18 protein-coding genes, 1 tRNA gene and 2 pseudogenes are annotated in these 18,793 nt (G+C 52.7%); 14 read left to right on the forward strand and 7 right to left on the reverse strand.

The window, feature by feature from the left end; translation table 11 throughout:
* Positions 1 to 21 precede the first annotated feature (21 nt).
* The 6 genes from HV311_RS07980 to HV311_RS08005 are packed head-to-tail and all read left to right on the forward strand — an operon-like array spanning position 22 to position 4,996.
* Positions 22 to 759 carry a heme ABC transporter permease gene (locus HV311_RS07980; protein WP_016153769.1) on the forward strand — a complete coding sequence of 246 codons (738 nt, stop codon included), beginning with the start codon at positions 22 to 24 and terminating at the stop codon, positions 757 to 759.
* Entirely contained in the window at positions 756 to 968 is a 213-nt protein-coding gene (gene ccmD / locus HV311_RS07985; protein ID WP_016153768.1) for a heme exporter protein CcmD, read from the forward strand. The genes HV311_RS07980 and ccmD overlap by 4 nt, the downstream gene beginning before the upstream one ends.
* Positions 965 to 1,444 carry a cytochrome c maturation protein CcmE gene (ccmE, locus tag HV311_RS07990; protein WP_016153767.1) on the forward strand — a complete coding sequence of 160 codons (480 nt, stop codon included), beginning with the start codon at positions 965 to 967 and terminating at the stop codon, positions 1,442 to 1,444. Before ccmD ends, ccmE begins: the two co-directional genes overlap by 4 nt.
* Entirely contained in the window at positions 1,441 to 3,396 is a 1,956-nt protein-coding gene (locus tag HV311_RS07995) for a heme lyase CcmF/NrfE family subunit (protein ID WP_191220942.1), read from the forward strand. Before ccmE ends, HV311_RS07995 begins: the two co-directional genes overlap by 4 nt.
* On the forward strand, positions 3,393 to 3,950 hold the full coding sequence (gene dsbE, locus HV311_RS08000; protein WP_003834613.1) for a thiol:disulfide interchange protein DsbE: 558 nt from the start codon (positions 3,393 to 3,395) through the stop codon (positions 3,948 to 3,950). The genes HV311_RS07995 and dsbE overlap by 4 nt, the downstream gene beginning before the upstream one ends.
* On the forward strand, positions 3,947 to 4,996 hold the full coding sequence (locus HV311_RS08005; RefSeq protein ID WP_016153765.1) for a cytochrome c-type biogenesis protein CcmH: 1,050 nt from the start codon (positions 3,947 to 3,949) through the stop codon (positions 4,994 to 4,996). Before dsbE ends, HV311_RS08005 begins: the two co-directional genes overlap by 4 nt.
* Positions 4,997 to 5,055: 59 nt before the next feature.
* On the opposite strand, the gene narP is transcribed toward HV311_RS08005, so the two are convergent.
* Positions 5,056 to 5,703: a nitrate/nitrite response regulator protein NarP gene (narP, locus tag HV311_RS08010; RefSeq protein WP_016153764.1), complete on the reverse strand. Its 648-nt coding sequence runs from the start codon at positions 5,701 to 5,703 to the stop codon at positions 5,056 to 5,058.
* 402 nt (positions 5,704 to 6,105) lie between these two features.
* Here narP and HV311_RS08015 point away from each other — a divergent pair.
* The 4 genes and pseudogenes from HV311_RS08015 to HV311_RS08030 all read left to right on the forward strand — a co-directional run.
* Positions 6,106 to 6,363: pseudogene (locus HV311_RS08015) on the forward strand (transposase); the annotation flags it as partial.
* Between the two features lie 67 nt (positions 6,364 to 6,430).
* Positions 6,431 to 7,582: an IS30-like element IS30 family transposase gene (locus tag HV311_RS08020; protein WP_001254932.1), complete on the forward strand. Its 1,152-nt coding sequence runs from the start codon at positions 6,431 to 6,433 to the stop codon at positions 7,580 to 7,582.
* Between the two features lie 9 nt (positions 7,583 to 7,591).
* Positions 7,592 to 7,996: pseudogene (locus HV311_RS08025) on the forward strand (IS3 family transposase); the annotation flags it as partial.
* Between the two features lie 166 nt (positions 7,997 to 8,162).
* The gene (locus tag HV311_RS08030) at positions 8,163 to 8,480 is read left to right on the forward strand and encodes a hypothetical protein (RefSeq protein WP_094761810.1); all 318 of its coding nucleotides are present in this window, start codon (positions 8,163 to 8,165) and stop codon (positions 8,478 to 8,480) included.
* 374 nt (positions 8,481 to 8,854) lie between these two features.
* On the opposite strand, the gene HV311_RS08035 is transcribed toward HV311_RS08030, so the two are convergent.
* From HV311_RS08035 to HV311_RS08045, 3 genes are all read right to left on the reverse strand, one after another.
* Positions 8,855 to 8,931, reverse strand: a tRNA-Pro gene (locus HV311_RS08035).
* A 74-nt stretch (positions 8,932 to 9,005) separates the two neighbouring features.
* On the reverse strand, positions 9,006 to 10,766 hold the full coding sequence (gene yejM, locus HV311_RS08040) for an LPS biosynthesis-modulating metalloenzyme YejM (protein ID WP_191220943.1): 1,761 nt from the start codon (positions 10,764 to 10,766) through the stop codon (positions 9,006 to 9,008).
* A 31-nt stretch (positions 10,767 to 10,797) separates the two neighbouring features.
* Positions 10,798 to 11,025 carry a YejL family protein gene (locus tag HV311_RS08045; protein WP_003027506.1) on the reverse strand — a complete coding sequence of 76 codons (228 nt, stop codon included), beginning with the start codon at positions 11,023 to 11,025 and terminating at the stop codon, positions 10,798 to 10,800.
* Positions 11,026 to 11,159: 134 nt separating this feature from the next.
* On the opposite strand from HV311_RS08045, the gene yejK reads away from it, so the two are divergent.
* Complete coding sequence (gene yejK / locus HV311_RS08050; RefSeq protein WP_016157002.1) at positions 11,160 to 12,167, forward strand: nucleoid-associated protein YejK; 1,008 nt, start codon at positions 11,160 to 11,162, stop codon at positions 12,165 to 12,167.
* A 120-nt stretch (positions 12,168 to 12,287) separates the two neighbouring features.
* Here the strand turns inward: yejK and rplY are convergent, their stop codons facing one another.
* Both rplY and HV311_RS08060 read right to left on the reverse strand, forming a co-directional pair.
* Complete coding sequence (gene rplY / locus HV311_RS08055; protein WP_016153758.1) at positions 12,288 to 12,572, reverse strand: 50S ribosomal protein L25; 285 nt, start codon at positions 12,570 to 12,572, stop codon at positions 12,288 to 12,290.
* Between the two features lie 124 nt (positions 12,573 to 12,696).
* Positions 12,697 to 14,457, reverse strand: a complete 1,761-nt coding sequence (locus tag HV311_RS08060; RefSeq protein ID WP_191220944.1) for a DEAD/DEAH box helicase — start codon at positions 14,455 to 14,457, stop codon at positions 12,697 to 12,699.
* 150 nt (positions 14,458 to 14,607) lie between these two features.
* Between HV311_RS08060 and rsuA the strand changes: the two genes are divergently transcribed.
* The 3 genes from rsuA (at position 14,608) to HV311_RS08075 (ending at position 17,199) form a co-directional block, all read left to right on the forward strand.
* Positions 14,608 to 15,315 (forward strand): 16S rRNA pseudouridine(516) synthase RsuA, encoded by a 708-nt coding sequence (gene rsuA, locus HV311_RS08065; protein ID WP_016153756.1) that lies wholly within the window; start codon positions 14,608 to 14,610, stop codon positions 15,313 to 15,315.
* Between the two features lie 15 nt (positions 15,316 to 15,330).
* On the forward strand, positions 15,331 to 16,521 hold the full coding sequence (locus HV311_RS08070; RefSeq protein WP_016153755.1) for a Bcr/CflA family multidrug efflux MFS transporter: 1,191 nt from the start codon (positions 15,331 to 15,333) through the stop codon (positions 16,519 to 16,521).
* A gap of 333 nt (positions 16,522 to 16,854) precedes the next feature.
* Positions 16,855 to 17,199 (forward strand): YejG family protein, encoded by a 345-nt coding sequence (locus HV311_RS08075; protein WP_029139605.1) that lies wholly within the window; start codon positions 16,855 to 16,857, stop codon positions 17,197 to 17,199.
* 3 nt (positions 17,200 to 17,202) lie between these two features.
* Here the strand turns inward: HV311_RS08075 and yejF are convergent, their stop codons facing one another.
* Positions 17,203 to 18,792 (reverse strand): microcin C ABC transporter ATP-binding protein YejF, encoded by a 1,590-nt coding sequence (gene yejF, locus HV311_RS08080; RefSeq protein WP_049268560.1) that lies wholly within the window; start codon positions 18,790 to 18,792, stop codon positions 17,203 to 17,205.
* Position 18,793 lies beyond the last annotated feature (1 nt).

The raw sequence follows: 18,793 nt of genomic DNA on the forward strand, positions 1-18,793 counted from the left end.
ACGGAGTCTGGTGACTGAACTATGTGGAAAACACTTCATCAATTGGCGATGCCTCCTCGGCTCTATCAGATCTGCGGCTGGTTTATCCCGTGGCTGGCGATTGCCAGCGCGGTGGTACTGATAACCGGATTGATCTGGGGCTTTGGCTTCGCGCCTGCGGATTATCAGCAGGGGCAGAGCTATCGCATTATTTATCTGCACGTTCCGGCAGCAATCTGGTCGATGGGGATTTATGCATCGATGGCCGTTGCCGCGTTTATTGGCCTGGTCTGGCAGATGAAAATGGCCAATCTGGCGCTGGCTGCGATGGCGCCCATTGGTGCCGTGTTTACCTTTATTGCGCTGGTGACGGGCTCTGCATGGGGCAAACCGATGTGGGGCACCTGGTGGGTCTGGGATGCCCGACTCACCTCTGAACTGGTATTGCTGTTTCTCTACGTCGGCGCCATTGCGCTGTGGCATGCCTTTGACGACCGCCGTCTGGCTGGTCGCGCTGCCGGCATTCTGGTGCTGATTGGCGTGGTCAACTTGCCGATTATTCACTACTCGGTCGAGTGGTGGAATACGCTGCATCAGGGGTCGACCCGTATGCAGCAGAGTATCGATCCGGCAATGCGCGCGCCGCTGCGTCTGGCGATCGTCGGCTACCTGTTACTGTTTGTCACGCTGGCGCTGATGCGCATGCGTAACCTGATTTTGATGATGGAAAAACGCCGCCCGTGGGTGAGCGAACTGATCTTAAAAAGAGGCCGCCAATGACCCCTGCATTTGCATCATGGAGTGATTTTTTCGCGATGGGCGGTTACGCCTTGTATGTCTGGCTGGCTGTGGCGATGAGCATTGTCCCGCTGGTGGCGCTGGTGCTGCATTCTGCGTTACAGCATCGTGCAATCTTACGCGGTGTCGCGCAGCAGCGGGCGAGAGAAGCGCGTATGCGCGCGGCACAAGTGCAACGGGAGGCGGCGTGAATATTCGACGTAAAAATCGGTTATGGATAGCCTGCGCGGTCCTGGCAGGTCTGGCTTTGACCATTTCGCTGGTGCTCTACGCGCTGCGTTCCAATATCGACCTGTTCTATACGCCGGGAGAAATACTCTACGGTAAGCGCGAAACGCAGCAAATGCCTGAAGTCGGCCAGCGCCTGCGCGTGGGCGGTATGGTTATGCCTGGCAGCGTAAAGCGCGATCCGCAGTCGCTGAAGGTGAATTTCAGCATCTATGACGCCGAAGGTGTGGTGGATGTCACCTATGAAGGCATTCTGCCGGATCTGTTCCGCGAAGGGCAGGGCGTCGTCGTTCAGGGCGAACTGGACGGGGGAAATCATGTGCAGGCCAAAGAAGTGCTTGCTAAACATGATGAAAATTACACCCCGCCGGAAGTCGAAAAAGCGATGCAGGAAAACCACCGTCGCCCGGAAAGTGTTTATAAGGATAAAACGTCATGATGCCTGAAATTGGCAATGCGCTGTTGTGCCTTGCGCTTGGCGTTGCATTACTGCTGTCGGTCTATCCGCTGTGGGGCGTAGCGCGCGGCGACGTGCGGATGATGGCCTCCGCGCGTCCCTTTGCCTGGGTACTGTTTATCTGTGTGATGGGGGCGTTCCTGATTCTGATCAACGCCTTCGTGGTTAATGACTTTACCGTGACCTACGTCGCCAGCAACTCCAACACCCAGCTTCCGGTCTGGTATCGGGTGGCGGCGACGTGGGGGGCGCATGAAGGCTCGTTGCTGCTGTGGGTGCTGCTGATGAGCGGCTGGACGTTCGCCGTTGCGGCGTTCAGCCAGCGCATGCCGCTGGATATCGTCGCCCGCGTGCTGGCGGTCATGGGAATGGTCAGCGTCGGTTTCCTGCTATTTATTCTGTTTACCTCCAACCCGTTTGCCCGCACGTTGCCGAACTTCCCGATTGAAGGACGTGACCTGAACCCGCTGTTGCAGGATCCGGGGCTGATTTTCCATCCGCCGCTGCTGTACATGGGGTATGTCGGCTTCTCGGTCGCTTTTGCGTTTGCGATTGCTGCGCTGATGAGTGGACGACTGGACAGCACATTCGCCCGTTTTTCGCGTCCGTGGACGCTGGCCGCGTGGGTGTTTCTGACGCTGGGCATTGTGCTCGGTTCGGCCTGGGCCTATTACGAGCTGGGCTGGGGCGGCTGGTGGTTCTGGGATCCGGTTGAAAACGCCTCGTTTATGCCATGGCTGGTGGGAACGGCGCTGATGCACTCGTTGTCGGTAACCGAACAGCGCGCCAGCTTTAAAGCCTGGACGCTGTTGCTGTCAATCTGCGCATTCTCACTTTGTCTGTTAGGTACTTTCCTGGTGCGCTCCGGCGTACTGGTGTCGGTGCATGCTTTCGCCTCCGATCCGTCGCGCGGGATGTTTATTCTGGCCTTTATGGTGCTGGTAATTGGCGGCTCCCTGCTGCTGTTTGCGGTGCGCGGTCACAAGGTTCGCTCACGGGTGAACAACGCGCTGTGGTCGCGTGAATCACTGCTGCTGGGGAATAACGTCCTGCTGATTGCCGCCATGCTGGTGGTGCTACTGGGCACACTGCTGCCGCTGGTGCACAAACAGCTGGGGCTGGGCAGCATTTCGATTGGCGAGCCGTTTTTCAACACCATGTTCACCTGGCTGATGGCGCCGTTCGCTCTGTTGTTGGGGATTGGGCCATTAGTGCGCTGGGGCCGTGACCGACCGCGTAAACTGAAAACGTTATTGCTTATCGCGTTTGTCACCACCCTTGTTCTGTCGCTGCTGCTGCCGTGGCTGCTTGAGGATCGCATTGCCGCCATGACAGTGGTGGGGCTGGCGATGGCATGCTGGATATTCGTACTGGCGATGTCCGAAGCGTTCCTGCGTATTTCCCGTGGGACAAAGCTGACGCCAAGCTACTGGGGCATGGTATCGGGTCACGTCGGGCTGGCGATTACCATTGTTGGTATTGCCTTTAGCCAGAACTACAGCGTTGAACGCGATGTGCGCATGAAAGCGGGTGATAGCGTTAGTATCCATAACTATCAGTTCACTTTCCGCGAAGTGAAAGATATTACCGGGCCAAACTACCGGGGTGGCGTTGCCATTATTGGGGTTACCCGAGATGGTAAGCCAGAAGCTACGCTGCATGCGGAAAAACGCTTCTATAACAGCACCAGTTCGATGATGACCGAAGCGGCAATTGACGGCGGATTCACGCGCGATCTGTACGCTGCGCTGGGTGAAGAACTGGATAATGGCGCATGGGCTGTACGCCTGTACTACAAACCGTTTATTCGCTGGATTTGGGCCGGAGGATTGCTGATGGCGCTGGGCGGGTTGTTCTGCCTGTTTGATCCACGCTATCGCCAGCGGACGCGTCCTCGCGCCGCGGTGCAAAAAAATGCGTCGGAGGCTGTATGAAGCGCAACGCACTGTTAATTCCGTTTATTATTTTTCTCATCATTGCGGCGGCGCTGTTGTGGCAGCTCGCGCGTAACGCTCAGGGGGACGATCCCACTAATCTGGAATCGGCGCTGATCGGCAAACCTGTTCCAACATTCCGCCTGGAGTCACTGGAAAATCCGGGTCAGCACTATCAGGCCGATGTGCTGACGCAGGGCAAACCGGTATTGCTGAACGTCTGGGCGACCTGGTGCCCGACCTGTCGCGCCGAGCATCAGTATCTGAATCAGCTGTCTGCGCAAGGCGTGCGGGTAGTGGGTCTGAACTATAAAGATGATCGTCAGAAAGCCATTGTCTGGCTGAAAGAGCTGGGTAATCCTTACTCATTAAGTCTGTTTGACGGCGACGGTATGCTCGGTCTGGATCTTGGCGTGTACGGTGCTCCGGAGACGTTCCTGATCGACGGCAAAGGCATTATTCGCTATCGCCATGCCGGCGATCTGAACGCCCGGGTGTGGGAGAGCGAGATCAAACCGTTATGGGACAAGTACAGTAAGGAGGCTGCGCAATGAGATTTTTACTGGGCCTGCTAATGCTGGTTATCTCGGGATCCGCGCTTGCGACTATCGACGTGATGCAGTTTAAGGACGAAGCGCAGGAGCAGCAGTTCCGCCAGCTTACTGAGCAACTGCGTTGTCCTAAATGCCAGAACAACAGCATTGCCGATTCTAACTCGATGATTGCCACCGACCTGCGTCAGAAAGTGTACGAACTGATGCAGGAAGGAAAAAGCCAGAAAGAAATTGTCGATTACATGGTGGCGCGCTACGGCAACTTCGTCACGTACGATCCGCCGTTAACGCCGCTCACCGTGCTGCTGTGGGTGATGCCGGTGGTAGCGATTGGTCTGGGGGGCTGGATTATTTTCGCCCGTACTCGCCGACGCGTTCGGGTGAAACAGGAAGCGTTTCCTGACGATGTTATTCCGAATGGCAAGCGCGGTGGATTCGGGCTGTTTGTGCCTGGTATCGTGGTGGCGCTGGTGGTTGGCGCAGTAAGCTATTACCAAACCGGCAGCTATAAGCAGGTTCAGGTCTGGCAGCAGGCCACCGCTCAGGCTCCGGCGCTGCTGGAGCGAGCGTTGGATCCGAAAGCGGAACCGCTCAATGAAGAAGATATGGCGCGTCTGGCGCTGGGGCTGCGTACGCGTTTACAAGCCGATCCCGCAAATGTTGAAGGCTGGATCATGCTTGGACGCATTGGCATGGTTCTCGGTAACGCCAGTACGGCCACTGAAGCCTATGCCAATGCCTATCGACTGGATCCTAAAAACAGCGATGCGGCGCTGGGCTATGCGGAAGCGCTGACCCGTTCTTCCGATCCTGATGATAACCGTCGGGGAGGGGAGCTGTTACGCCAACTGGTGCGTGGCGAACATGCCAACGTGCGAGTTCTCAGCATGTACGCTTTCAACGCCTTTGAACAGCAGCGCTTCGGCGAGGCGGTTGCGGCGTGGGAGATGATGCTGAAACTATTACCTGCCAACGATACCCGTCGGGCGGTAATAGAACGGAGCATTAAGCAGGCGATGGAGCAGCTAACGCCGCAGGAGAAATAAGTATCCAGAATAGCCCCGATAGCGCTTAGCATATCGGGGCTATCCGGCCTCTTCATGGATTACTGCATTCCACGCGTTTGTAAAAACAGGATGGTAGCTGCAACGCGAGAGCGCACATTGAGTTTGCGCAGCAGGTTGCGAATATGCACTTTCACGGTCTGTTCGGAAATATTCAGCACTGACGCAATCTGCTTGTTCGACAGCCCCTGAGCCAGTTCATGCAATACATCCAGTTCACGTTCGGTGAGAATGCTGAAGGGATCTTCTTGTGCGCCGAACAGATCGCGTTCGCGCAGATATTCGCTGACGCGTGTGCTAAAAGCTTTACCGCCTTTGGCGCCGCTGCGAATGGCCTCCAGCAAGACTTCAGGATCGCTGTCTTTGAGTAAATAACCATCCGCGCCGGCATCAATTAAGGCGTACACATCGCTGGCGGCATCCGAGACGGTAAGAATAATAATTTGCGCGGTGACGCCATCCCGGCGCAGCGCATTCAGGGTGTCCAGTCCGCTCATGCCTTTCATATTGAGATCCAGCAGGATCACATCCAGGTCCAGACGGTTAGCCAGATCGATAGCGCTGGCACCGTCACCTGCTTCCGCGACTACGTTAAATGCGGGATCCAGTTGCAATAATTGACTAATTCCTCGCCGCATTAGTGGGTGGTCGTCGACAATCAGCACCCGAAAAGGCGTTGCTTCAGGCATACTATTCTCCTGAGTTTTTATTAGTATCATTATTGTTTTCAGCGCATCACTCGTCTAGTTTCATCGCGCTGATGAGAGGGTAAATTTTACCCCAATTTGTGCATGGGTAAGTAGTAAAACCTGTGCTAAAGGCCGGGGTAATAATAAGGAACGTGGAATCGCAGGCATAAAAAAACCAACCATGAAGGTTAATGCCGATCATTTAAGGATCGGTTGACCGATCCGGTGGTTGATGTAAAAAGGGTTCATGTCTCTACATGGACCTTTTTAAATGGAACTTTCACAGGCTCTCGGCATTATTCATCTCACTACAAAGTGAACGGGCCCGTTCACTTTGTAGTGGCACACTGAATTTGGCCACCTGAACAGAGGTGATATCCTCACCTCTGTTCAGGTGCCTCAATGAAGAAAAGAAATTTCAGCGCAGAGTTTAAACGCGAATCAGCCCAACTTGTTGTTGATCAAAACTACACTGTTGCTGATGCGGCCAGTGCTATGGATGTGGGGCTCTCCACAATGACACGATGGGTAAAACAGGTGCGTGATGAACGCCGGGGCAATATCCCAAAAGCCTCCCCAATAACCCCGGAACAAATCGAAATACGTGAACTGAAAAAAAAGCTACAACGTATTGAAATGGAAAATGAAATATTAAAAAAGGCTACTGTAGATTCAATTGGTCAACGCAACAGTTATGTGAAAACATGGGGTTGCGGAGGTTTTTTGAATGAGACGAACATTTACAGCAGAGGAAAAAGCCTCTGTTTTTGAACTATGGAAGAACGGAACAGGCTTCAGTGAAATAGCGAATATCCTGGGTTCAAAACCCGGAACGATCTTCACTATGTTAAGGGATACTGGCGGCATAAAACCCCATGAGCGTAAGCGGGCTGTAGCTCACCTGACACTGTCTGAGCGCGAGGAGATACGAGCTGGTTTGTCAGCCAAAATGAGCATTCGTGCGATAGCTACTGCGCTGAATCGCAGTCCTTCGACGATCTCACGTGAAGTTCAGCGTAATCGGGGCAGACGCTATTACAAAGCTGTTGATGCTAATAACCGAGCCAACAGAATGGCGAAAAGGCCAAAACCGTGCTTACTGGATCAAAATTTACCATTGCGAAAGCTTGTTCTGGAAAAGCTGGAGATGAAATGGTCTCCAGAGCAAATATCAGGATGGTTAAGGCGAACAAAACCACGTCAAAAAACGCTGCGAATATCACCTGAGACAATTTATAAAACGCTGTACTTTCGTAGCCGTGAAGCGCTACACCACCTGAATATACAGCATCTGCGACGGTCGCATAGCCTTCGCCATGGCAGGCGTCATACCCGCAAAGGCGAAAGAGGTACGATTAACATAGTGAACGGAACACCAATTCACGAACGTTCCCGAAATATCGATAACAGACGCTCTCTGGGGCATTGGGAGGGCGATTTAGTCTCAGGTACAAAAAACTCTCATATAGCCACACTTGTAGACCGAAAATCACGTTATACGATCATCCTTAGACTCAGGGGCAAAGATTCTGTCTCAGTAAATCAGGCTCTTACCGACAAATTCCTGAGTTTACCGTCAGAACTCAGAAAATCACTGACATGGGACAGAGGAATGGAACTGGCCAGACATCTAGAATTTACTGTCAGCACCGGCGTTAAAGTTTACTTCTGCGATCCTCAGAGTCCTTGGCAGCGGGGAACAAATGAGAACACAAATGGGCTAATTCGGCAGTACTTTCCTAAAAAGACATGTCTTGCCCAATATACTCAACATGAACTAGATCTGGTTGCTGCTCAGCTAAACAACAGACCGAGAAAGACACTGAAGTTCAAAACACCGAAAGAGATAATTGAAAGGGGTGTTGCATTGACAGATTGAATCTACAACCGCGCTCTTGATGTCAGACTCCCTGAACAATTCTCGTTAATCGGGAAGCTCAGGGCGCGTTATCCAGTGGCCACACTCTGCCACGTGTTCGGGGTTCATCGCAGCAGCTACAAATACTGGAAAAACCATCCTGAAAAGCCAGACGGCAGGCGGGCTGTATTACGCAGCCAGGTTCTGGAGCTGCATAACATCAGCCATGGCTCTGCTGGCGCAAGAAGTATCGCGACCATGGCAACGCTGAGAGGTTTCCGGATGGGACGATGGCTTGCCGGCAGACTCATGAAAGAGCTGGGGCTGGTGAGTTGTCAGCAGCCTACTCACCGTTATAAGCGCGGCGGTCATGAACACATCGCTATCCCGAATCACCTTGAGCGGCAGTTCGCAGTGACAGAGCCTAAGCAGCTTAATTCGTGGCAATGAATCCTGACAGGGTTACTACTTTACAGTGCATGGGTTATGTATTTACGGAGCGTGATTAATTATTTTCTATTGATTCAGATCACAACTTTACAAAATGTTTCGATTTACATTAATTTACATTGTCTAGGTAATTCCTTAGGTGTTAATAAAAATGAAGATTAAGTTATTGATGATGGCGGCAGTTTCTTTAGTTGTACTCAGCGGTTGTACAAATGACCCTAATAGCATGTGGAACAGTCGTTATGCTTTTAAATCAGTTGGTCAGGTAATGGCGATGTGCGATAGCGGTGATAAGGCGGCTTGTTACGCTGCCGCTGATATGCAAGGTCTTACGAATGGATTGAATGCGGCGAACCAGCAAATGCAGCAGCAACAAGCCGTGCAACAGCAGCAGCAACCAGCAGCACCGACTATGACTACGACAACCTGCAACCCTATGGGTAATGGCGTTGTGTGCAACACCTATTGATTTGTACTCCATTCAAGAATATCAATGCCGCCCCATAGAAATGTTCCTGTGGGGTTCTGTGGTTTTGATTCTCCTCAAATAAATTCCCTTTTACAGTGTCCTGCTCTTCACGGTGTTGAGGGCTGAAAAGCTCGATTGATTTTTTCGGCACGTAGCGCAGCCTGATAGCTCATGCCGTAATGAAATGGCGGTATGATTTTTTGCACCTGTCATAGTGGCGTAATATTTGTAATGAACTTCACAAAGTGCGAATTGACAATGCAAGGGATTTATGTAGAAGTGTCGGGGCAAAAGATCAAGTCTGCATACACAAAATCCTAGCCCCGATTAGATTTCCAACTACATAACTAACTTGTTGAAAATAGGGTATTAGTTGGTCGGCACGAGAGGATTTGAACCTCCGACCCCCGACACCCCATGACGGTGCGCTACCAGGCTGCGCTACGTGCCGACGCTATGGCTGCTAATACTACTGCTTTCCGCTGCGAATGCAAGGGGAAGCATCGCTAAGTGATTTATAATTAATCAGTTAGCAATAAATCGTTTCTCATCCGTCAGAACCTGTAGCAGCAGGCTTAGCTGCGGTTTCTGATCTTTTATTTTTTCGCCGCGTAAATCATAGGTCTGATAATTACCGTTGTTGTTCAGCACCAGCGTCATCTCTGGCGTGGTAACGGCCATCGTGCTGCCGTCGGCGGCGGTAACCCAGTAATGGCGGCGGTTTGCATTGAACAGATCCTGCCCCTGCGAGTATTCGTTAGCAGGCGTGCTGACGTGCAGCAGGCGCTGCATGAGCGTTGTCATCAGGTCTGTATGATCGGTCAGGCTATTGATGCGTTGGGCAGGCGTTCCCGGCCAGTGAATAACCAGCGGAACCTGCAGATGGCCACGCGACCAGGCAAAATTGTTCTCTTCCTGAGTCAGCGGCACGCCCCGACCCGCGGTAATAATCACCACTGTGTTGTTCAGTTTACCGGAGTCGCGCAGGGCACTAAGAACACGGTTAATATTGGCATCCACATCCTGAGCGGCGCTGGCATAGCGTTTGGCAAAGTTCTTCTGGTTGCTGTTATCAAGGTTCGTCCCGTTAAAGGAGACCCACGAGAACCAGCGGTTATCTTCCTGCGCGTAGCGTCCCAGCCAGTTAATCCACTGGCTTGCGGTTTGTTCGTCAGATTGCGTTTGTACGCTTGGCATGGAGAAGTCTGACAGCAGCGCCTGGCGATACAGCGGGCTGGTAAAGCCATCCGAGGAGAATAGCCCTAACTGGTAACCCTGCTGGTTCAGTGCAGTAATCAGCGCCGCAGGCGTACGGGTCGACAAAATGCCGTCCATGTAGCTTGGCGAAACACCATAGAACAGGCCAAAGATGCCGTTATCCGTGGTGTTGCCTGAGCTCATGTGACGCGTAAACGAGATATTCTGCCCGGCGAATTCAGCCAGCGCAGGCATCTGTTTTTCAAAGCGTGAGTAGTTCAGACCGTCGACGGTAATCAGCAGCACGTTCTGACCGGTGCCCATATCGCGATAGCGCAGTTCGCTGAGCGGGTACTGCACGGAAACCGCTTCCGGATTGCCCTGTTCGATCAGGCGCCGCTGATACTCTTGCGCATCCAGCAGGCCATGTTTTTCCAGGAATTTACGTGCCGTCATCGGGTAGGAGAGCGGCAGATTCGCACGCTGCATGGTAATCGGGCGATAGAAATTGGCATCCGCCCAGATATACACCACGTGCGAGGCGATAAAGGAAACGAAGAAGAATGCTGCTAACGGTTTGGCAAAATGGCGACGACGCGTCAGGCTGCGCAGCTTTTGCCAGCTCCAGGTCGCAAACAGCATTTCAATTAACAGAATAACCGGTACGCTGATAAACATCAGCTGCCAGTCACGCGCCGCTTCATTCTGGTCTGGGTTGATGACCAGTTCCCAGACGATCGGATTGAGATGCAGGTGGAAGCGGGTGAAAACTTCGCTGTCGATTAGCAACAGCGTCATGCCAGTCGTCGCCAGAATAGCTGATAAGAATCGCATCAGCCTCTGGGACATGACGATAAACGTCAGGGGAAACAGGATCAGCAGATAGGTGGCGAACACCAGAAAGCTAAAATGCCCGACAACGCTCAGGTAGGAATAAACACGACCTGCAAGGGTTGTCGGCCAGTCGGCGACAAACAGGTAACGGCTACCGAGCACCATGGCCAACAGAATGTTGAACAAGGCAAACCAGTGCCCCCAGCTAACCATCTGGGAGACTTTCTCACGGTAGCGTTGACGATGAGTTACCATAAACTGTTGTTCGTTTCCCCGGAGCAGGCTCTTAATGCGCTTGGTCGTCGTTTACCGAAGACTGCAATGCGCGGGCAAAAGAGTTGGCAATCGCCTGGCGCTGGGCCGGTGCGATGCTTGTATTGATAAGGTTAGTCACCATATTTCCCAGTACCATCAGGGAAAGGTCGGTTGGCGCCTTATGTTTTTCCAGTACGTTGAGCATCTCATTCAGCAGTTGTTCAACGTGTTCGTCACTATAGCGGGAAATTTGTGGCATAAATCGAAATCAGTCTGTTCATGAAAGGGCAACATATTACCGTACAGACAGTTTTTTTTCTGCTTTTTTATCTTCTATTGCGTCACTGCCCGGTAGGTGGTTGAATACCGCCCGGTCTAAAAGGAGAGTTTATCATGAGTCTGGATATCAACCAGATTGCCCTGCACCAGCTTATCAAACGTGACGAGCAGAACCTTGAGCTGGTCTTGCGCGATTCATTACTGGAACCGACAGCGACCGTTGTCGATATGATGGCTGAGTTGCATCGGGTGTACAGCGCCAAGAATAAAGCTTATGGCCTGTTTAGCGCAGAGAGTGAACTGGCGCAAACGCTGCGTTTACAGCGTCAGGGCGAAGAGGATTTTCTGGCCTTTAGTCGTGCAGCGACTGGGCGCTTGCGAGACGAACTGGCGAAATATCCTTTTGCTGATGGCGGCATTGTCCTGTTCTGCCATTACCGCTATCTGGCGGTAGAGTATCTGCTGGTCGCCGTGCTGAACAATTTAAGCAGTATGCGCGTCAATGAAAATCTGGATATCAACCCGACGCACTATCTGGATATCAATCATGCGGATATCGTGGCGCGTATTGATTTAACCGAGTGGGAAACCAACCCGGAGTCCACGCGCTATCTGACGTTCCTGAAAGGGCGGGTAGGGCGCAAAGTCGCCGATTTCTTTATGGACTTCCTGGGCGCCAGCGAGGGGCTTAACGCCAAAGCGCAAAACCGCGGCCTGTTGCAGGCGGTCGATGACTTTACCGCCGAGGCGCAACTCGATAAAGCTGAACGCCAGAACGTGCGTCAGCAGGTGTACAGCTACTGCAACGAGCAACTGCAGGCCGGTGAAGAGATCGAGTTGGAGTCGCTGTCCAAAGAGCTTTCCGGCGTCAGTGAAGTCAGCTTCAGCGAATTTACCGCTGATAAAGGCTACGAGCTGGAAGAGAGCTTCCCGGCGGATCGCAGCACGCTGCGTCAGTTAACCAAATTTGCCGGAAGCGGCGGCGGGTTAACCATCAACTTCGACGCCATGTTACTGGGTGAGCGTATTTTCTGGGATCCAGCCACAGATACTTTGACCATCAAAGGTACGCCGCCGAACCTGCGCGATCAGCTACAGCGTCGTACCTCGGGCGGGAAATAAAGCCGTTTGCCGGATGGGGGCGTTAACGCCTTATCCGGCTTGCGTGATTCATCTTTACCGCCAACAAAATCCCATAAAAAAACCCCGCCGAGGCGGGGTTTTTCTTCAACTTGTAGGCGATTACGCGCGAACGAAGTCGATGTGTGCCAGCTTCGGCTTGAACGGGTGACGCTGTACTGCCTGAGCTTTAACTTTCACTTCTTTACCGTCAACAACGATGGTCAGAACTTCGCTGTAGAATTCAGCTTTAGCTTGCATGTTCATAACTGCATCGTGATCCAGTTCGATAGCAACCGGGGCTTCTGCGCCACCATAGATGATTGCCGGGAACTTGTTAGCGGCACGCAGGCGGCGGCTCGCACCCTTACCCTGCTCTTTACGTACTTCAGCGTTGATAGTAAACATTTAAATCTCTCTTTAATAATTCCTGCTACAGGCGACCCAGCAACAGGTAAGTGATCTGCTTTGCGTATGCAAAAGCGGGCGAGATTCTATACTTAAACGGCTGGTACATCAATCAAAAGTACGATTAACCGCGTAATTCATGTGCCCGACGATAGCGTCCTTCATAATCGAAGACCTTTTCACGGACCTGCCAGTACTGACCTTTCATGCGCGCCACCACGAAATCAGGATGACGTAACAGCGCCTGCTGGGCGAGGATATCGGCGGCGGTTATCCAGCGTAAGGGAATACCGGGCGTTCGGGTATGCGGGCGAATAAACAGTTGCTCGAAAGCCGTACGTTGCGCGGGAGTATGCAGGCGAAAGCGTTCGCTAACGTCGGCACCATCTTCATCGTAATAGGTGATTTTTAGCCATTCGCCTTTTTCATCCTGGCCGTTTTGTAACACCATGCCGCTACAGCGCAGGACCAGCGCATCTTTGAGCCTGAGCGCGGCTTTCAGCATGTCATCCGGGTCAACCAGCACCGTGTCGCACTCCCGGCAACGGCGGGCGGCGATATCATTTTCCGCGTTGCATTGTGGGCAGTTTTTAAAACGAAAACGAAAATCGCACTGTTCGCGATGGCCGTCATCATCTTCAAACCACCCCTGACAGCGGCGACCAAAGTGTTCAATCAGCGTGCCGTCTGCCGTTGTTTTGCCCCAGAAGGTGTTTGCAAACCCGCAGGCGGGACAGAACACCTGCACCGGAACGTTATCGCTTTTCCCTTTCGGCGCCCCCACTTCCGGCGCGTAAAGATCGTGCGGGTTACCGGCATAATCGAGGATCAGACAGTCGGTTTTATCCGGCGCCAGGCGCAGGCCGCGACCGACAATTTGTTGGTAAAGGCTAACTGACTCCGTCGGGCGCAGAATGGCGATAAGGTCGACGTGCGGGGCATCGAAGCCAGTGGTCAGGACCGACACATTCACCAGATAGCGAAAGCGCTGGGCTTTGAACTCTTCAATCAGCACATCACGCTCTGCACCAGGCGTGTCTCCGGTGATTAGCGCGGCATCGTCAGCAGGCAGCAGGCCCAGAATTTCTTTGGCGTGCTCCACTGTGGCGGCGAAAATCATCACCCCTTTGCGCGTCTGGGCAAACTCGACAATCTGGCTGATGATATGCGGCGTTATTCGCTGCTGCTTTTTCAGTTCCTGATTCAGATCCGTTTCGCTAAACAGGCCGTTACTCTGCGCCTGCAGGCGGCTGAAGTCATACTGCACTACCGGCATGTCGAGGCGTTCTGGCGGCGTCAGGTAGCCGTGTTTAATCATGTAACGCAACGGTAATTCATAAATGCAGTCACGAAACAGCGCTTTTTCATCGCCGCGCACCATACCGTGATAATGAAAGTGATAAATCCAGCCTTTGCCCAAACGAAAAGGAGTGGCAGTAAGCCCGAGCAGGCGTAAGTGGGGATTTACTTTGGTCAGGTGAGTGAGGATTTGCTGATATTGACTCTCGTCATCATCACCAATACGGTGACATTCATCGACGATAAGCAGCGAGAATTCTCCCTGAAAGGCGTCAAGATTACGCGCTACCGACTGTACGCTGCCAAATACCACTTTCCCGTGGCTCTCTTTACGCTTCAGTCCTGCGGCAAAAATATCGGCTTCCAGCCCCAGCGCGCGATATTTGGCATGGTTTTGCGCGACCAGTTCTTTAACGTGCGCCAGTATCAGCACGCGACCACGCGCCACGCGGGCCAGTTCAGCAATCACCAGGCTTTTTCCCGCACCGGTTGGCAGGACGATAACCGCTGGCGTGCGATGGTGGCGGAAATGGTTGAGCGTGGCATCCACGGCTTCTTTTTGGTACGGGCGAAGAGTAAAAATCATGGGCTCATTAAGGTAAGCAGCAACAATGTATAGTATGCCATGAATCATTTCCCTTGAGGGATGGTGTAACGCCGCTATACTGGGCGGATAATCGTCCCACTTTTCGGGCGCAATCCCGCTTCTTGTTTTTTACAGGCAAAAATCACACTCATGCGACTTGATAAATTTATCGCTCAGCAACTCGGCGTCAGCCGCGCTATTGCCGGGCGTGAGATCCGTGCTAACCGCGTTACCGTCGACGGTGAAATCGTCAAAAACAGTGCCTTTAAGCTGCTGCCAGAACACGACGTAGAATATGACGGTAATTCCCTGATTCAACAAAATGGCCCGCGCTATTTTATGCTGAATAAACCTCAGGGTTATGTTTGTTCAACGGATGACCCGGATCACCCGACAGTGCTCTATTTCCTTGATGAGCCGGTTGCCTACAAACTGCATGCGGCAGGGCGTCTGGATATCGACACCACCGGACTGGTGCTGATGACCGATGACGGACAGTGGTCGCATCGCATCACTTCGCCACGTCACCATTGTGAGAAAACCTATCTGGTGACGCTGGAGTCGCCGGTGGCAGATGATACCGCTGAACAGTTTGCCCATGGCGTACAACTGCATAATGAGAAAGACCTGACCAAACCGGCCGTGCTGGAGGTTATTACGCCAACTCAGGTGCGATTGACCATCAGCGAAGGGCGCTATCATCAGGTTAAACGTATGTTTGCCGCCGTCGGTAACCACGTTGTGGAACTGCACCGTGAACGGATTGGTGACATCAAGCTTGATGAGGATCTGGAGCCGGGTGAATACCGTCCATTGACCGAAGAAGAAATCGCCAGCGTTAACTTAACCCCGCGTTAATTTCAGGAGCTAAATGTGACCACCCGGCAGAACTCGTCAATTGCCATTGTCTTTATCCTTGGCTTGTTAGCCATGCTGATGCCGTTGTCGATTGATATGTATCTTCCGGCACTACCTGTTATCTCTGAACAGTTTGGTGTGCCTGCAGGTAGCGCGCAGATGACCCTCAGTACCTATATTCTTGGGTTCGCGGTGGGGCAGTTACTCTATGGTCCAATGGCTGACAGCATTGGGCGCAAGCCGGTGATTCTGGGCGGGACGCTGGTGTTTGCGGCGGCGGCAGTTGCCTGTGCGCTGGCACAAACTATCGATCAACTGATCGTGATGCGTTTCTTCCATGGTCTGGCTGCGGCTGCGGCGAGCGTGGTTATCAACGCCCTGATGCGCGATATCTATCCGAAGGAAGAGTTTTCGCGCATGATGTCATTTGTCATGCTGGTCACGACAATTGCACCCTTACTGGCACCCATCGTGGGCGGCTGGGTATTGGTATGGCTGAGCTGGCACTACATCTTTTGGATCCTCGCCGTGGCGGCTATTCTGGCATCGGTGATGATCTTTACGCTGATCAAAGAGACCTTGCCGGTTGAGCGCCGCCAGCCGTTTCGCTTGCGTACTACTCTCGGCAACTTTGCCTCGCTGTTTCGCCACAAGCGTGTACTGAGCTATATGCTGGCCAGTGGGTTTAGTTTTGCCGGGATGTTCTCGTTCCTGAGCGCCGGACCTTTTGTTTACATTGAGATCAACCACGTTTCACCGCAGCATTTCGGCTATTACTTCGCGCTGAACATTGTTTTCCTGTTCGTGATGACCATCATCAACAGCCGCTTTGTTCGTCGGGTTGGGGCGTTGAATATGTTCCGTACTGGCCTGTGGATCCAATTCGTGATGGCGGGCTGGATGGTCTTTAGCGCGCTGTTCGGGGTTGGTTTCTGGGCGCTGGTGGTGGGCGTTGCGGCGTTTGTTGGCTGCGTGTCGATGGTGTCATCCAACGCCATGGCGGTCATTCTGGATGAATTTCCACATATGGCGGGAACGGCGTCATCGCTGGCAGGGACGTTCCGTTTTGGCATTGGCGCCATCGTTGGGGCGCTGCTGTCACTGGCGACCTTTAACTCGGCCTGGCCGATGATCTGGTCGATAGCGTTTTGCGCTACCTGCTCAATTCTCTTCTATCTCTACGCCAGCCGCGCTAAAAAACGGTGATCTATTACACAACCTGGGGGCGATAGGGCCTCCAGAGTTGATGTACATCAACCGAAAATCTATCAATTTCCCCGCTTATGTTTATTTTATGTAAAATCAATTTATGTAAAAAGTCACATCATTGTAGTTAAAAAGGTTGAGTTAGATCGCAGAAACGAGTACATATAGCGCGGAAATATGCCAGAACCGTTGAATAAATTTAAATATTTGGTTCGGAAAGCAGCATAAAGTCAGGGTGTAAACGTTTACGAACTGTTTAAAGACGTATTGTCAATGATGTGTTAATATTGATGTAAAATAATTGTGAAGTGATTGTACTTCCAGGGAAAGAAAGTGATGACATTACAACTCTCAATCGTTCATCGTCTGCCACAGTGCTATCGTTGGTCGGTGGGTTTCGCAGGTTCAAAGGTTGAACCGATTCCGCAAAACGGTCAGAGCAATGAGAACAGCCTGGTGGCGCTCAAATTGCTTAGCCCTGATGGTGACAGTGCGTGGTCAGTCATGCATAAACTCAGCCAGGCCCTCAGCGACATTGAGGTACCTTGTTCCGTGTTGGAATGCGAAGGGGAGCCGTGCCTGTTTGTGAATCGTCAGGATGAATTTGCCGCGACCTGCAGACTGAAAAATTTCGGCGTGGCCATCGCAGAGCCGTTTTCAAATAACAATCCGTTTTGAGCGTCAGCTTAGCGCGAGCAGCTGACGCGTATATGCCTGCTGTGGCGCGTTAAATACGTGCTCGCATTGTCCTTGCTCCACGACCTCTCCCTGCCTTAGCACAATAACCTGATGGCATAACGCGCGTACTACGTGCAAATCATGGCTGATAAAGATATAAGCCAGGCGATGCTTTTCCTGTAAAGACTTTAATAACGTCAGGATTTGCGCCTGTACGGTTCTGTCGAGCGACGATGTTGGTTCATCCAGAATGATCAGGGAAGGCTTGAGAATCAAGGCTCTGGCAATGGCTATGCGTTGACGTTGACCGCCGGAAAACTCCGCCGGGTAACGATGCCGCGTTTCGCTATCCAGTCCCACTTCCGCCATTACCGCTTTCACCTGCGCTTCGCGCTGTTCGGCTGACAGAGTTGGCTGATGAACGCGCAGTCCCTCCTCAATAATCTGTAGCACGCTCAGGCGCGGGTTCAGCGAGGAGTTGGGATCCTGAAACACGACCTGAATGCGGTGACGTACCGGTAACAGCTGGCGGCGATTTAAGGTATGCAGCGCCAGGCCATCGAACACAATGCTTCCCTGTGAGGTGATTAACCTCAGTAGCGCCAGCCCGGTAGTGCTTTTCCCCGATCCTGACTCCCCGACCAGCCCCAGCGTTTCACCGGGGCGGAGGGAAAAACTGACGTTGTTAACCACAACGTTATGGTCCACCACGCGCTTCAGAATACCTTTACGGATGGGGAAGGCGACGCAGAGTTTTTCCACTTCCAGCAATGGAGCTTGCCCGGCAGGTACAGGCACCGGATCGCCGGAAGGTTCGCTGTTTAACAATTTCTGCGTGTAGGGATGCGTTGGCGCAGTGAGCAGCTGTGCTGCTCGATTTTGCTCAACGCACTGGCCGTTTTGCATCACCGCAACGGTATCGGCCAGTTTTTTCACAATGCTGAGGTTGTGGGTGATAAACAGTAATCCCATGTTCAGTTCGCGCTGTAGCTCCCGCAGCAACTGCAGGATTTGCGCCTGTACGGAGACATCCAGCGCGGTGGTCGGTTCATCGGCAATAAGCAGCTCCGGTCGCGTCAGCAGCGCCATGGCGATCATCACGCGCTGGCGTTCACCGCCGGACAGCTGGTGCGGATAGTCTGCGAGACGTTTGGCCGCCTGACGGATGCCGACCCGATCCAGACAGGTCAGTATTTCTGCCCGCGCGGCCTCCCGACGCATTCCCCGATGCAGCGACAGCACTTCATACAGCTGTTTTTCAAGGTTGTGAAGCGGGTTTAGCGACACCATTGGTTCCTGGAAAATCATGGCGATTTTATTCCCGCGAACGCCGCGAAGCGTCTGCTCATCGGCATGAAGCAATGATTCACCATGAAAACGGATGTCGCCGGAAAGGTAGACTGCGGGAGGGGTCGGTAATAACCGTAGAATAGAAAGCGCGGTCACGCTTTTACCCGAACCGGACTCGCCCACCAGCGCCAGAGTTTGCCCGGCATCAACCCTCAGTGAGAGGGTATTGACCACGGTGCGCACGGTTTCCTGTTGGCGAAAACCTACCGATAAATTTTCAATAGCTAACAGTGGTTGTGTCATC

Source organism: Citrobacter sp. RHBSTW-00881, from assembly GCF_013728515.1.
Lineage (GTDB): Bacteria > Pseudomonadota > Gammaproteobacteria > Enterobacterales > Enterobacteriaceae > Citrobacter > Citrobacter braakii.

Bases quoted from the DNA above. Each gene is read 5' to 3' on its own strand.
- rplY (WP_016153758.1), bottom strand. From the start codon at position 12,572: ATGTTTACTATCAACGCTGAAGTACGTAAAGAGCAGGGTAAGGGTGCG.
- HV311_RS08020 (WP_001254932.1), top strand. From the start codon at position 6,431: ATGAGACGAACATTTACAGCAGAGGAAAAAGCCTCTGTTTTTGAACTA.
- yejM (WP_191220943.1), bottom strand. From the start codon at position 10,766: ATGGTAACTCATCGTCAACGCTACCGTGAGAAAGTCTCCCAGATGGTT.
- HV311_RS08030 (WP_094761810.1), top strand. From the start codon at position 8,163: ATGAAGATTAAGTTATTGATGATGGCGGCAGTTTCTTTAGTTGTACTC.
- ccmD (WP_016153768.1), top strand. From the start codon at position 756: ATGACCCCTGCATTTGCATCATGGAGTGATTTTTTCGCGATGGGCGGT.
- HV311_RS08005 (WP_016153765.1), top strand. From the start codon at position 3,947: ATGAGATTTTTACTGGGCCTGCTAATGCTGGTTATCTCGGGATCCGCG.
- HV311_RS07995 (WP_191220942.1), top strand. From the start codon at position 1,441: ATGATGCCTGAAATTGGCAATGCGCTGTTGTGCCTTGCGCTTGGCGTT.
- rsuA (WP_016153756.1), top strand. From the start codon at position 14,608: ATGCGACTTGATAAATTTATCGCTCAGCAACTCGGCGTCAGCCGCGCT.
- HV311_RS08045 (WP_003027506.1), bottom strand. From the start codon at position 11,025: ATGCCACAAATTTCCCGCTATAGTGACGAACACGTTGAACAACTGCTG.
- HV311_RS08060 (WP_191220944.1), bottom strand. From the start codon at position 14,457: ATGATTTTTACTCTTCGCCCGTACCAAAAAGAAGCCGTGGATGCCACG.
- yejF (WP_049268560.1), bottom strand. From the start codon at position 18,792: ATGACACAACCACTGTTAGCTATTGAAAATTTATCGGTAGGTTTTCGC.
- dsbE (WP_003834613.1), top strand. From the start codon at position 3,393: ATGAAGCGCAACGCACTGTTAATTCCGTTTATTATTTTTCTCATCATT.
- HV311_RS07980 (WP_016153769.1), top strand. From the start codon at position 22: ATGTGGAAAACACTTCATCAATTGGCGATGCCTCCTCGGCTCTATCAG.
- yejK (WP_016157002.1), top strand. From the start codon at position 11,160: ATGAGTCTGGATATCAACCAGATTGCCCTGCACCAGCTTATCAAACGT.
- narP (WP_016153764.1), bottom strand. From the start codon at position 5,703: ATGCCTGAAGCAACGCCTTTTCGGGTGCTGATTGTCGACGACCACCCA.